The following is a 13923-nucleotide window of genomic DNA, read 5'->3' as shown; positions in this document are numbered from 1 at the left end:
ATTTTATACATTCAATTCATAAACTTTAAATTCCACACTTATTTGATGCCAATCAATCAATAACTCGAAATAAATACATAAAGAACAAACTACCTATAAAGTGCTAGCTATCAATAGTAAAAGGCATCTTAGAATGACGAATAAGAAAGAATCTGGGGTAATGAATCTTACTCGAAGAGGCTTCATGAAAGCTTCCTCTGCAGTAGGTAGTGCAGCTGCACTTGCGGGCGGTATTGCATTACCTTTCAAATCCAAACCAGTAGCGGCTGCAGTTGCTGAAAATGTGGATGAGAAAATCGTATGGAGTGCATGTACAGTAAACTGTGGCTCTCGCTGCCCACTGCGTATGCATGTACAAAACGGTGAAATCAAATACGTAGAAACAGACAACACAGGCACTGACGAATACGGTCATCACCAAGTTCGTGCGTGTCTACGTGGTCGCTCGATGCGCCGCCGTGTTTATAACCCAGATCGCCTAAAGTACCCAATGAAACGTGTGGGTAAACGTGGTGAAGGTAAGTTTAAGCGTATTAGCTGGGAAGAGGCTTATGATGAAGTCGCTGGCACCATGCAACGCCTTATCAAAGACTACGGTAACGACACTATCTACCTAAACTACGGTACAGGTACGCTGGGCGGCACGGTTACTAAATCTTGGCCACCAGCTCAAACGCTGATTGCTCGTCTAATGAACCTAAGTGGTGGTTACTTAAACCATTACGGTGACTACTCAACAGCGCAAATCACGAAAGGCTTGAGCTACACCTACGGCGGTTGGGCAAACAACAACTCTTTCTCTGATTTAGAGAACACTAAACTTAACATTCAGTTTGGTAACAACCCTGCTGAGACGCGTATGTCTGGTGGCGGCCAGATCCACCACTACGTTGAAAGCAAAAACAAATCAAACGCAAGAACGATCATCATCGACCCTCGCTACACCGATACTGCCGGTGGCCGTGAAGATCAATGGATCCCAATTCGTCCTTCTACAGATGCGGCATTGGTAGCGGGTCTTGCACACGTGATGATCACTGAAGACCTTGTCGACCAACCGTTCCTAGACAAATACTGTGTCGGTTACGATGAGAAGACCCTTCCTGCATCAGCGCCTAAAAACAGCGACTACAAATCTTACATCCTAGGTTTAGGTGAAGATGGCGTAGAGAAGACACCAGAATGGGCTTCTAAGATCACGGGTATTCCAGTTGACACCATCGTTAAGCTTGGCCGTGAAATGGGCACAGCGAAACCATGTGCGATTCACCAAGGTTGGGGCTTACAACGCACTGCGAACGGTGAACTAGCGTGTCGTGCAATCGCGATGCTGTCACTGCTCACTGGCTCTGTGGGCGTATCAGGCGGTTCAACAGGCGCTCGTGAAAGCGACATCAACATTCCATTTGTCCGCTTCCCTACTGTGCCAAACCCAGTTGAAACGTCTATTTCAATGTTCATGTGGACAGACGCGATTTACCGTCACCATGAAATGACCGACATCACTGATGGTGTTCGCGGTGCAGAGCGCCTTAAGAACCCAATCAAGATGATCTGGAACTACGCAGGTAACTGCATCATTAACCAACACTCAGACATCAACAAGACTCACGCGATTCTTCAAGATGAAAGTGCGTGTGAAATGATTGTCGTGGTTGATAACCATATGACGTCTTCAGCGAAGTACGCCGATATCATCCTGCCAGACTTAACAACGTCTGAGCAAGACGACTGGTGTATGGACGGTAAAGCGGCGAACATGCCTTACTTCATCTACGCGCAGAAAGCGATTGAGCCTCAGTTTGAAGCGAAATCTATCTACGAGATGTGTACTCAGCTTGCGAAACGAATGGGCGTAGAAAAAGAGTTCACCGAAGGCCGTACTCAAGAGCAATGGATTGAGCACCTTTACGCAGAAACTCGTAAGAACGATCCAACACTGCCAACCTTCGAAGAGATGAAAGAGCTGGGTATCTACAAACGTAGCTACGACCACCACTACATCGCTTATGAAGATTTCCGTAAAGATCCTGAAGCGAACCCACTGACCACACCAAGTGGCAAGATCGAGATCTACTCAGAGCAACTGGCTGATATCGCGAAGACTTGGAAGCTGAAAGAAGACGAAGTGATTCACCCACTTCCGATTTACGCGGACTCTTTCGAAGGTCATAACGACCCACTAGCAGAGAAGTACCCACTTCAGCTAACCGGTTTCCACTACAAGGCTCGTACTCACTCGACTTACGGCAACGTTGCAGAAATCAAAGCAGCAGCACCGCAAGAGTTGTGGATCAACCCAATCGATGCAAAAGAACGTGGTATTGAAAGCGGCGACATGGTGAGTATTTTCAACGACCGTGGCGAAGTACATATTCCAGCGAAAGTGACACCTAGGATTCTTCCTCGAGTTGTCGCACTAGGCGAAGGTGCATGGTACGCACCAGATGGTCAGAAGATCGACCATGCAGGCTCTATCAACGTGCTGACGACTCAGCGCCCGAGCCCACTTGCTAAGGGTAACCCTCAGCATACAAACCTAGTTCAAATCAAAGCGCTAAAGAAAGCATAAGGTAGGTTGGAATGAAACAATACGGCTTTTACATTGATTCAAGTAAATGCACGGGTTGTAAAACCTGTCAGCTTGCTTGTAAAGATTATAACGATCTAGACATCAAAACGAACTACCGTCGCGTATACGAATATGCCGGTGGTGGCTTCACTCAAGATGGTGATACCTGGATTCAGAAAGATGTCTTTTCTTACTACCTATCTATCGCTTGTAACCACTGTACTAACCCAGCGTGTGTGAAAGTGTGTCCTTCGGGCGCAATGCACAAACGTGATGAAGACGGTTTGGTTGTGGTTGATGAGAGCGTATGTATTGGTTGTCAGCACTGTAGCAATGCGTGTCCTTACGGCGCACCACAATACAATGCTAAGAAAGGTCATATGACGAAATGCGATGGTTGTTACCAACGTGTTTCTGAAGGCAAACAGCCTATCTGTGTTGAGTCTTGCCCACTTCGTGCATTGGAGTTTGGTGAAATCAATACACTTCGTGAGAAGTACGGCTCTGGTGCGGATGTGGCTCCACTGCCATCTTCAACAGAAACGCTACCAAACATCGTGATTAAGCTGAACAAAAACGCGAAGCCGACTGGCGATACCAGCGGTCACCTAGCAAACCCGAAGGAGGTGTAAGATGATTTTTCATGAGTGGTCTTTAATCTTCTTTACGGTGCTGGCGCAAACTGCGGTTGGTGGTTACTTACTGATTGCCGCACGTGCACTGGTACTTGGTCATGACGAAGAGAAGCTGAACAGCTACAAGGTTCCAATGTTTATCCTATGGGTACTGATGGGTCTTGGCTTCATGTTCTCGACAACGCACCTTGGCTCTCCACTGCGCGCGTTTAACGCTTTTAATCAGCTAGGTTCGGCTTGGTTGTCTAACGAAGTGTTCTTCGGTGCGGCATTCTTCGCTGTCGGTGGCCTGCAATGGTTACTGTCGGTAGTCAAGAAAGGTGGCGTTGCTATCCAGAAAGCACTGATGGTTGGCGCGATGGTACTGGGTGTTATCTTCATGTACGCGATGATCAACGTATACATGATCAACACAGTACCGACGTGGGACAACATCTACACACCACTGAGCTTCATCATGACGATGGTTGTGGGTGGCTTGCTGTTATCTCAGTTCGTGATTGTATTCGCAAACGACAGCCGCTTTACGGTTGACCGTAACATCACCATGTTGGCTGTTATCGCTGTTGCTATCAGCTTGCTTGTGACAGTAGGAAAACTGAACCTAATCGGAGACATCCAAACTTCAGCGGCAAAAGCGTCTGAGTTAGTCGATGGTTTAGGCAGCTATGTGATTCTTCAAGTGACACTGCTAATGGCAAGCTTGTTGATTTGGATTCTACCTATGCTGAACAAAGCAAAAGTGAACCCAGTTAACCTTGGCTTAGCACTAGTATTGTTCTTGGCTTCAGAGTTAATCGGCCGTGGTTTGTTCTACAGCCTACATATGACAAGCGGTTTGTAATCGAGTTCTTACAGACATGAGTTGCGTGTAAACATCGCTGCTTGTTTGGTTATCTAGAAGGCTAGATAAACAAAAGGCCCAACACCTATTTAGATGTTGGGCCTTTTTATTTCGTTTTTTCTAGCGTTTTTAATACAGACTTAGCGAGTTCGCTTACATCGTTAGCTTACATAGCTACTTAATGATAGCCGCTGGAATAAACATGTCTTTTAATCGCTTAACCGAAGAATAAGTACCAAACATCGGTTTGTTATCTAAATGCCTTCTCAGCATATCGGTGGCAACGGTCTTAATCACGTTGCGTTGGTCTTCACGCGAGTACTGACGATAAAACTCAAGTACCTGCCCCCACTCGCCTGCTTCAGTCGACAATGCAACGCTGAATGTGTTGCCTTCCAGCTTACCAGTCACCAAAGCCAATTCAGTTCCGCACTTATCTCTTGTTGCTCCAGCCAGCGCAAAGGTCGCGGCTAATGGATCGCTCTTTTCAAGTTCGCTCTCTTTTGGCTCAGCCATCACCCATGAGTGTCCGAAGCAATCTTCTATCTGCTCATTCAATTGCAGCCACGCTGACAGTGAACCTTTGGTCGACACTTCAGACACAGATAACGTCTTCTTTTTTTCCGCCATGATGTGTCCAATATGGTCAATCATCGGCTCATCAACACTAACGACATTACTCTCTAGCAGCTTGTAAACCATCTGCAGAAGCTTAACGCGAGTTTCTAAGTCTGCCTTAGGACCAAACAGTTTGACCTCAATGAACGGCAGATAAGAGCGATAACCAAGTTCATAACCTTCTGGCAGCTTTAGTTGATCCAAAACATCAGAGATACCGGACTCAGACAAACCAAACGTAAACAGTCGACTGCATTCAGAGGCAACCACTTGAGGGTAGGTACACGACAAGTCAGGAAGAATCTCAAACGTCACCATGCGCTTGAATTCACTTGGTACACCCGGCGTGAAATAGAAAGTCGCATCGTTAATTTTCAGTTTGAAGCCACAAGCCGTCCCTACAGGGTTATCGACAATCTCTGAACTCGCAGGTAACAAAGCTTGTTTAAGGTTGCTGTCTGGCATTGGCATGCCACGTCCAGAGAACATCTCTTCCATACGATCAAGCCATTCAGGGAACATGACGAGTTTCTGCTCGGAAGCAGCTGCAGCGGCGGCAGCACTCATATCATCGGTTGTCGGGCCTAAACCACCATTAACGATAACCACATCATAGTTAAAGCTCAGCATCAGCAGTTCTTCAACAAGAGCATTCATTTGATCACCCACAGTTGAGCGCTTAGCAAGCGCAAAACCATGCTGATAAAACTCAGCAGACATCCAAGCTGCGTTTGTATCTACAATGTCTCCATGAAGAACTTCTTCACCTGTGCTTAACATTGCGATTTTCGTCATATTTCTATCCCTTGTTGTCATAAAAAGACACTGCATTATTTACAAACTGGTCTATGGTTGAATTTGGAGCAATTCGCCTTTTCACTAATATTAATAATGTTAAACCTAAGGTTTTCTTAGGAAAAGCTATAAATTATTAGTTCCCTAAATCAGGCATTTAATAGATAATTGTGACCCTGATCAATTCCAAACTTTCTCATGGAGACCCTTGTGTCCAAATCACCGTTACTAGCAAAGGTTACTGCCGCATTTTCAATGCTAATGTCAGTTAACTCGGTTGCAAGCCAATACGACTTCGACCAGCCAATCAACCTTTCTTACTCGGATGAATGTGCTCAAGATTACTGTTTTAATGACAACTTGTACACCTACAAGCCTAGTACCAATTACGCACTGAGCGAATCGAGTGATGAGTACGACTTCTCAATCCAACAACCAAAACACATGTTGGTGAGTCAGGAGAAAGATTGGGATTACCTAATGGGTCAAACCTACACCATTCTTGGCTTGAGTGTCGCGACAGTGGGTCTAATGACTCTGCTCCCTGAAAGTATTACTAAGTGGGATGATGACCAACGTGATATCAGCTCATTAGGTAAAAAGTGGAAAGATAACGTTTCTGCTGGTCCAACATGGGACCGTGACGAACACTTCCTAAACTACGTAATGCACCCATATTTCGGTGGTGTTTACTACACCGCAGCTCGACACGCAGGTTACGACGAGTTTGAGTCATTCTTATACTCTTGGACTATGTCGACGTTCTTCTGGGAATACGGCGTAGAAGCGTTTGCAGAAGTACCTTCATGGCAAGATCTCTTCATCACACCTTTCTTCGGTGCGGTTGTCGGTGAAATGATGCTAGAAGCAGAGCAGGATATCATTGCTTCAGGTGGCGAAGTGATGGGCTCTCAAACCATGGGTGATGTGTCGCTATTCTTCCTTAACCCTGTTGGACACATTCACTACTGGGTAAGTGACGCATGGGGCGGTGATGCAGAAGTTAACCTGAATACTAACCCTTGGTGGGATAACCAAGACGCTGCACGTTTTGCTTACGATGCTGGCGCACCATACGACTCTCAGTTTGTTGGTATGAACTTCAAAGTAACGTTCTAATTCGTCTCTAGTACTACTCAATATAAGTTATTGAATATAAGTTGCTGAATCATCAATCACAGTGACAACTCTTCTAAAAAGCGGCTCTCTAGCCGCTTTTTTTGTGCCCTACTCTTCATTCTCTTTTTTTGCATCGAAGCTTAGTTTCAAAAATTGACCTAGGTCAAACATTGTTCGATGTAACCTTCTACACTGAAATTAAAGAACTTTATCGCGTGATATCAAACATTTAATTAGCAAAGAATAATTGAAACCTTGGGGGCTGATATGAACAGTACATTTATCGTAAACTTTATCGGAAAAGCATCACCAGCAACAATCAAACAGCTTGCTGCGGTTACTCACGAAAACGACGGCAAATGGCTCATCAGTAAAGTGAACTTTATTGAAGACCAAGTCGCAGGCGTACTAAAGGTTCAACTTCCAGCCATCAACGAATCGATTGTAAAAGAAGCGTTCAGCGCCAATCCAGATCTCATCGTGCAGTTTGTCGATTCCGATCATACACACAATGTTCAAGACACGGTCCATCACTTGAGACTCGACTCTAACGACCGAGCAGGTATCGTCAACGAAGTGACTCATGTATTGGATAGACAAGGAATCAGTATTCTCGATATGGATTGTCACCGCGTCTTTATCGCTGGTGGCGGCGGTGTTAGCTCAAGTCTATTCACATCAAAAATCGCCGTTAAGCTGCCAATCGAAGTACAGATCGACGACGTAGTTAATGAACTCGAAACGCTCAGTGAAGATACTCGTGTGATGATTGAAAGCTAAATAAACAAAATTAAAGAACAAAAAAGAGCAGCTCATTAGCTGCTCTTTGTATTGCTCTGAACTTGTGATTCAGTTACTTAACTGACCATTGTGATAATGAGCGTTTGAAGTCTTCATAGCCGAATTCATTTAGCTTCTGAACTTCACCACTGCTACGTTCACAGTAGATTGAAGGCATTTTAAGGCCATTGAACCAGTTCAATTTCACCATGGTGTAACCCGCGCTGTCTAACAGATGCAGCTTTTGACCAATCTTAAGTGGCTCATCAAAGCTCGCTTCGCAGAACTGATCGCCCGCAAGACATGAACACGAACCAATCACGTAGTCATGGCTGCCTGTTTCTGATGCTTCCAATACTGATGCGGGCTCATTGTAGATAAGCGTGTCAAGGCGGTGCGCCTCAGTCGCTGAATCCACAATCGCTGTTTTCTTCACGTTCTCAACAATATCGACCACTGTCACAACTAGGTCGGTTGTTTTAGTGATGATCGCTTCACCCGGCTCAAGGTACATCTGCACGCCGTGTTTCTCAGAGAAGGCTTTCAGCGCAAGACCAAGCTTTTCGATGTCATAGCCAGGCCATGTAAAGAACACACCACCGCCCATGCTCACCCAATCCAAATTATCTAAGTGCTCGCCAAACTGTTTTGAGATTGAATCAAGCAGGCCGATAAAGGCATCAACGTCTTTGTTCTCACAGTTCATGTGGAACATCACACCATTAATCTCATCGAAAATTTCTGGTTTGATGTGGTCAGCTTGCACGCCCAAACGCGAGAATTGACGTGCTGGATTCGCCAAGTCTTGCCCTGCGTAGCTCACGCCCGGATTTAAACGTAAACCCAGTGAAGCTTTACCTTCAACAATATGACGGTAAGCAGCAAGTTGGCTTTGAGAGTTGAAGATCATCTTGTCGCAGATGTCAGCAACCTCTCTCACGTCATCTTCACTGTAGCCCACACTGTAAGCATGAGTTTCACCGCCAAAAGTTTCGTGACCTAATTTCACTTCATAAGGGCCAGAACTAGTAGTACCGTCTAGGTACGGTTTGATGATGTCAAACACGCCCCAAGTCGAGAAGCACTTAAGCGCAAGTACCAATTTCACACCTGAAATCTCTTTCAGTTGCTTGGCTTTTTCTAAGTTCGCAATCAACTTGTCTTCGTTGATCATGAAATATGGGGTTTTTAGTTCTTCTTTCTTAAACGTCATTTTTGTAAACACTCAAGCAGCATCTATAGATGGAAAGGTAAATTAACAATTTTGGTGTAATTTATTTTGATTTTGTCCTGTCCGAGCACAGTGAGTTACAAAATCAAAATAAATGATACCAAAGCTTCAAGGCTATCATCATCGAAAAGGGAACAATCCATGTCCCCTTTAATTAGCAATCAAAACAAGAAATCAGTTCTTATTTTTTCAGCTCATGAATCACTGGAAGACCTTGGCCTGCTTCAAGCTCTTGAACATGCCAATCTAGACCAATTTCCGGCATAGTTGCTAGGAACGGATCTGGATTTAGCTGTTCCATGTTGAACACGCCTTTATCAGCCCATTCGCCACGGAAGAACTGAAGTGCAGCGGTAATCGCTGGAACACCAGTTGTGTAAGAGATCGCTTGGTGCTCTACGTCTTCGTAAGCCACTTCGTGGTCTGCGTTATTGTAGATGAATACGCTACGCTCTTTACCATCTTTCTTACCTTGAACCCAAGTACCGATACACGTTAAACCAGTGTAACCCGGAGCTAGAGATGTTGGATCCGGTAGTAGTGCTTTAAGAACATGCAGAGGCTGAACCACAGTACCATCGTGCAGTGTTAGCGGATCTGGGCTAAGAAGACCGATATCACGCATGCAGTTGAAGTAGTTCAAGTATGCATCACCAAAGCCCATCCAAAATTCGATACGCTTAGCTGGGATGAACTCTTTCATTGAACGAACTTCATCATGCGCCATTGAGTAAACTTTGTGAGAACCACAGTTCGGGAATTCAAACTCAAGCATACGAGAGTGACAAGGTACTTGTTTCCACTCTTCATTTTCCCAGTAGAAAGAATCGCCTTGGATCTCAAGCATGTTGGTTTCTGGGTCAAAGTTTGTCGCAAACTTCTTGCCGTGGTCACCAGCATTCACATCCATTACATCAATTGAGTCAATCTCATCGAACAAGTGCTTAACCGCGTATGCAGCAAAGATTGATACCACACCTGGATCGAAACCAGCACCAAGAATACCTGTGATGCCTGCTTCAGCGAACTTCTCACGGTAGCCCCACTGCCAATCGTAAGCTTGTGGTACTTGTTGGCCTTCAGAACATAGGTCAACCGCTACCGATGTATCTAAATAAGAAACTTTAGATTGGTAACATGCTTCCATGATTGCCATGTTTACCCAAGGAGGACCAGCGTTGATCACTAGATCCGGCTGAACTTCTTTAATCAAAGCAACAAGCGCATCAACATCATCAGCGTCTACTGAACGTGCTTCTAGTTTCTTAGTTGAATCTTTAAGGTTGTTTTTGCCCTTGATAGATTCGATGATTTTTTCACACTTCGCGATTGTGCGAGAAGCGATTGTGATATCACCCAGTACTTCGTTATTTTGTGCTGCTTTGTGTGCAACAACCCAACCAACGCCGCCTGCACCAATTTGTAGAATAGCCATAGTATTAATTACCCTTGTTGTTCTGCTAGCTCAGTGGCTAGAGTTTGAATTTTGTTAATTAGAGATTTGAAATCTGATGTCTTTAGGCACGGATTCAAGATAGTGAATTTAAGCGCACTCTTACCATCCACGACCGTTTCACCGAGTACTGCAACACCACGAGTCAGCGCTTCCAGTCTTAGCGTTTGATTCAATTTGTCTAAATCTAGCTCGCCGTTTGCTGACGGCTTAGATCGGAACAGCACTGTTGATAGTGACGGCTCTGCGAGTAGCTCTAAGTCAGCTTGGTTTTGAATCAGGTCTGCCACTTCTAGCGTTTGCTCAAGAAGATGGTCGTACATATCACCCAACTGCTTTGGTCCAACGCTTTGCATCGTCATGAAGACTTTCAATGCATCGAAACGCTTGGTGGTCGCAATAGACTTATCGACTAGATTTGGCAGTTCATCGTGTTCGCGGTTTAGGTAATCTGCGTGATGTAGAAAGTACTTAAAGTTCGCTTTGTCTTTCAACAATACCGCGCCGCAGCTGATTGTTTGATAGAACAATTTGTGGAAATCGACACTCACAGAGTCCGCTTTTTCGATGCCTTGTAAGCGAGCCTTGTGGCTACTCAAGATAAGCGCGCCACCGTAAGCACTGTCGACATGGAACCAAAGGCCTTGTTGGCTTGCGAGGTCTGCAATCGCATCAAGGTCGTCGATAGCACCGTGATCGGTTGTACCCGCCGTACCGACAACAGCAAAAGGAATCAACCCTTGTGCTTTAAGCGCTTTCACTTCTGCATCTAACAAATCAGGCTTGATAGTGCCGTTTGCATTGGTGTCAACACAGCACACTGCCGCTTCGCCTAGCCCTAGTAGAGAGGCTGACTTTTGAACCGTGAAGTGAGATTTCTTTGAACATAAGATACGCAGCTTGCTCGCGTATTCTGGTAAGCCAAGCTTTTGGATTGAGTGACCATTGTGCTTATCCGCAACCCAGTCTCTCGCAAGCAATAAACCCATTAGGTTACTTTGCGTGCCACCGCTAGTGAAAACACCGTCAGCTTGTGCGCCAAGTTGGTATTTGTCACACATCCAATCCACGACGCGCTGCTCAACATAAGTCGCAGCCGATGCTTGGTCCCATGAATCCATTGATTGATTCAATGCCGCGATAATCGATTCCGCTGCTACCGAAGCCATAAGAGGAGGAGTGTGAAGGTGTGCAATGCAATCTGGGTGTTGCACGAAGATGGAGTTTGCAGCGACAAGGTCTGCAGTACTATCTACAACATCAACCAAAGCGTGTTGATTGTTATCAAGGTCGACAGCATTGATAGCTGCTTCTAGCACTTTTGGATCTAAACCCGAATAAGGGGTTTCAACCTGTTCAAAAACCGCTTTCATCGCTTGAGTGGTTTGGTTCATCACGTTAGCAAATTCGTCGCTACCGCCTAAACCTGTATGGATGAAATGCTTGTTCCATTCTTGGTTTGCTTGTTCGCTTGAAGCTGGGTCTTGTTGTAAGCCACCACCAGCTGCGATGATCGCTTCTTCCATTACGCGGAGTGCAAAGTCAATCTGCTCAAAAGAGATAATCATTGGCGGAAGGAAACGAATTACCGAGCCATCACGACCACCCTTTTCAACCATCAAGCCACGCTCTAACGCTGCTCGTTGAATCGCTAGGGTTAGTTCGGCGTCTGATTGTGGTTCGCCAAACTTGTTAAGCTCACCATTTGGTTGTTTGATCTCAGCACCGAGCATCAGGCCTTTACCACGAACTTCAGCAATACAGCTAACGTGTGATTGAATCTTCTCAAGCCCGTGACGTAAATATTGGCCTGCGATGTTCGCGTGCTCAACTAAGCCATCTCGTTCGATGATCTCCAACGCCTTAGCGCCAGAGACCATTGCTAATTGGTTACCACGGAATGTACCGGTGTGCTCACCCGCTTTCCATGTATCAATGCTCTTATCGAACACAAGCAGCGACATAGGCAGTCCGCCACCAATCGCTTTAGATAAACATAAGATATCTGGATTAACACCAGACTCTTCAAACGCAAATCGATGGCCAGTTTTGCCCACACCACACTGAATCTCATCAAAAATCAGTAGGATGCCGTGCTCATCACAGATGCGACGTAGGCCTTGTAACCAAGATGCTGGAGCAGGAATCACACCGCCCTCACCTTGCACAGGCTCAACGATCATCGCCGCCGGTTTCATGATGCCAGACTCGTCATCATTCAACATACGTTCGATGTAACGAATGCTCGCGTTAGCACCCGCTTCACCACCAATACCAAACGGGCAGCGTAGGTTGTATGGGAAAGGCATGAAGTGCACATCAGACATCAAGCCGCTACGACGCTCTTTAGTGCCGAGGTTACCCATCATACCCATGGTGCCGTTCGTCATACCATGGTAAGCACCACGGAAAGCAAACATGGTGTTGCGACCTGTGGTTTGCTTGGCGAGCTTGATCGCCGCTTCCACAGCGTCAGCGCCAGATGGGCCACAGAATTGAAGAACCGAGTTATTTGAAAAGTCTTGAGGAAGAAAAGCTTTAACTCGCTTGATAAACGTCTCTTTTGCTTGAGTCGTGATATCAAGTGTTTGGTATGGCAAACCAGAATCGAGTTGGTCTTTAAGTGCTTGGTTAATCTCAGGGTGGTTGTAACCCAGAGAAAGTGTACCTGCACCGGCTAAGCAATCGAGAAAGAGTTGGCCACGAGTATCTTCAACTAAAGCGCCACATGCTCGTTTAATAGCAATAGGCAGGCGTCTTGGGTAAGAGCGAACATCCGACTCATGCTGTTCTTGCTCTAGCAAAATAGCGTCAGGTGTTAGGTCGTACGTTCCCTCTAAGATAGGAACCATAGTTGAAAATGAATTTGCGATAGTATTGATATCGACTTCAAAGGCGGTAGTCATAAAAGTCCCCTTGAATGTGTTCATACTCACCTCCATCAGACGCAATTACCCACCAACTCTCGTTAAATTTGGAGAGAGTTCATAGTGAAGTACACGTATTGTCTAGAAATGAGATATAGCTGTACGCTCGCATAAGTCAAATGACGAATACGAAATTAAGCCGTCTTAAGACAGCGATAAATTGTTAGCGTGAGCTCAAGGTTCAGTAATGCTACTGTTTTGAAGAATTGGACATTTTTGCAGGATCGGGCAGCTATGAGGAGCTGGTCCCTTTGGAAATGCAGAGCTGATTAGCAATGTTGTAATTAGTGTGTTCAATGTTGGGTTTCCCATTAACATGACGAACTGCGCCATAAGTATCCCGTCTATCAGCTAAAGGACTAGCCAATACCTACCCTACGTAATGTCCCAATCAGCAAGAATGGTCACTACGCGTATCCCCCAGAAGCAATCGTTGCTCTTCTTGAACATTTTCATTCCGAGATTGCGCGGGAAAGTAACATAAAGTGAAATGAACGATCAATAGTTTTTAGTAATAGCTTGATAAATAGCAGCGGTGGCTAAGCAATTGCTGTAAATATCGTCACACTATCGTTTGGGAAAGAGATCCCCGGTTCATTCGTTCCTCATACCCGAGGATGACGACGTGGGACTATAAACGTTGCTAGAGAAGCTTGGAGGTCATGGCGTCACTCCCTAGAGCGAGGAATGAGTTCATAGGGAGTCCCGAACAACATGTCGATGTATGGCTTTATTAAAGAAGTTACCTGATGCAATAGATTAAACTGAAGTTAATCAGCAAGCGGCAAGAGATCCCCGCTTCAATCGTTCCTCACGCCCGAGGATGACGACGTGGGGTTATAAACGTTACTAGAGAGACTTTGAGGTCAAGGCGTCACTCCCTAGAGCGAGGAATGAGTTCATAGAAAATCTCGCACTGAAACCAACAAAGTTCACTACACAGATAAAG

General features: G+C 45.5%; 9 protein-coding genes. 5 read left to right on the top strand and 4 right to left on the bottom strand.

What is annotated here, in order from left to right; all coding sequences use genetic code 11:
- Window positions 1-133 precede the first annotated feature (133 nt).
- Genes AB4558_RS20630 through AB4558_RS20620 form a run of 3 tightly spaced genes read left to right on the top strand, consistent with a single transcriptional unit; the run spans window position 134 to window position 4051 of the window.
- A complete protein-coding gene (locus tag AB4558_RS20630; RefSeq protein WP_017060996.1) occupies window positions 134-2572 on the top strand; it encodes a DmsA/YnfE/YnfF family dimethyl sulfoxide reductase in 2439 nt (812 codons plus the stop codon).
- An 11-nt stretch (window positions 2573-2583) separates the two neighbouring features.
- A complete protein-coding gene (locus AB4558_RS20625) occupies window positions 2584-3204 on the top strand; it encodes a DMSO/selenate family reductase complex B subunit (RefSeq protein ID WP_372073710.1) in 621 nt (206 codons plus the stop codon).
- A gap of 1 nt (window position 3205) precedes the next feature.
- The gene (locus AB4558_RS20620; RefSeq protein ID WP_372073708.1) at window positions 3206-4051 is read left to right on the top strand and encodes a dimethyl sulfoxide reductase anchor subunit family protein; all 846 of its coding nucleotides are present in this window, start codon (window positions 3206-3208) and stop codon (window positions 4049-4051) included.
- 174 nt (window positions 4052-4225) lie between these two features.
- Here AB4558_RS20620 and AB4558_RS20615 read toward each other — a convergent pair whose 3' ends face one another.
- Window positions 4226-5464, bottom strand: coding sequence for a CinA family nicotinamide mononucleotide deamidase-related protein (locus AB4558_RS20615; RefSeq protein WP_372073706.1), 1239 nt, complete (start codon window positions 5462-5464; stop codon window positions 4226-4228).
- Between the two features lie 210 nt (window positions 5465-5674).
- Between AB4558_RS20615 and AB4558_RS20610 the strand changes: the two genes are divergently transcribed.
- Both AB4558_RS20610 and AB4558_RS20605 read left to right on the top strand, forming a co-directional pair.
- Window positions 5675-6583 carry a DUF3943 domain-containing protein gene (locus AB4558_RS20610; protein ID WP_017065591.1) on the top strand — a complete coding sequence of 303 codons (909 nt, stop codon included), beginning with the start codon at window positions 5675-5677 and terminating at the stop codon, window positions 6581-6583.
- A gap of 267 nt (window positions 6584-6850) precedes the next feature.
- Complete coding sequence (locus AB4558_RS20605) at window positions 6851-7363, top strand: glycine cleavage system protein R (RefSeq protein WP_017061000.1); 513 nt, start codon at window positions 6851-6853, stop codon at window positions 7361-7363.
- Window positions 7364-7436: 73 nt separating this feature from the next.
- On the opposite strand, the gene nspC is transcribed toward AB4558_RS20605, so the two are convergent.
- The 3 genes from nspC to AB4558_RS20590 all read right to left on the bottom strand — a co-directional run bounded on the left by nspC (window position 7437) and on the right by AB4558_RS20590 (window position 12977).
- The gene (nspC, locus tag AB4558_RS20600) at window positions 7437-8576 is read right to left on the bottom strand and encodes a carboxynorspermidine decarboxylase (protein ID WP_371721090.1); all 1140 of its coding nucleotides are present in this window, start codon (window positions 8574-8576) and stop codon (window positions 7437-7439) included.
- Window positions 8577-8775: 199 nt separating this feature from the next.
- On the bottom strand, window positions 8776-10029 hold the full coding sequence (locus AB4558_RS20595) for a carboxynorspermidine synthase (RefSeq protein ID WP_017061002.1): 1254 nt from the start codon (window positions 10027-10029) through the stop codon (window positions 8776-8778).
- An 8-nt stretch (window positions 10030-10037) separates the two neighbouring features.
- Window positions 10038-12977: a pyridoxal phosphate-dependent class III aminotransferase gene (locus tag AB4558_RS20590; RefSeq protein WP_372073704.1), complete on the bottom strand. Its 2940-nt coding sequence runs from the start codon at window positions 12975-12977 to the stop codon at window positions 10038-10040.
- Window positions 12978-13923 lie beyond the last annotated feature (946 nt).

The sequence above is a fragment of the Vibrio sp. 10N.222.51.C5 genome, from assembly GCF_041474575.1.
Taxonomy (GTDB): Bacteria; Pseudomonadota; Gammaproteobacteria; order Enterobacterales; family Vibrionaceae; genus Vibrio; species Vibrio crassostreae_C.
This window is presented reverse-complemented; position numbering and strand designations above follow the sequence as displayed.

Coding starts and splice junctions, on each gene's coding strand:
- AB4558_RS20605 (WP_017061000.1), top strand. CDS start 6,851: ATGAACAGTACATTTATCGTAAACTTTATCGGAAAAGCATCACCAGCA.
- AB4558_RS20590 (WP_372073704.1), bottom strand. CDS start 12,977: ATGAACACATTCAAGGGGACTTTTATGACTACCGCCTTTGAAGTCGAT.
- AB4558_RS20615 (WP_372073706.1), bottom strand. CDS start 5,464: ATGACGAAAATCGCAATGTTAAGCACAGGTGAAGAAGTTCTTCATGGA.
- AB4558_RS20620 (WP_372073708.1), top strand. CDS start 3,206: ATGATTTTTCATGAGTGGTCTTTAATCTTCTTTACGGTGCTGGCGCAA.
- nspC (WP_371721090.1), bottom strand. CDS start 8,576: ATGACGTTTAAGAAAGAAGAACTAAAAACCCCATATTTCATGATCAAC.
- AB4558_RS20630 (WP_017060996.1), top strand. CDS start 134: ATGACGAATAAGAAAGAATCTGGGGTAATGAATCTTACTCGAAGAGGC.
- AB4558_RS20625 (WP_372073710.1), top strand. CDS start 2,584: ATGAAACAATACGGCTTTTACATTGATTCAAGTAAATGCACGGGTTGT.
- AB4558_RS20595 (WP_017061002.1), bottom strand. CDS start 10,029: ATGGCTATTCTACAAATTGGTGCAGGCGGCGTTGGTTGGGTTGTTGCA.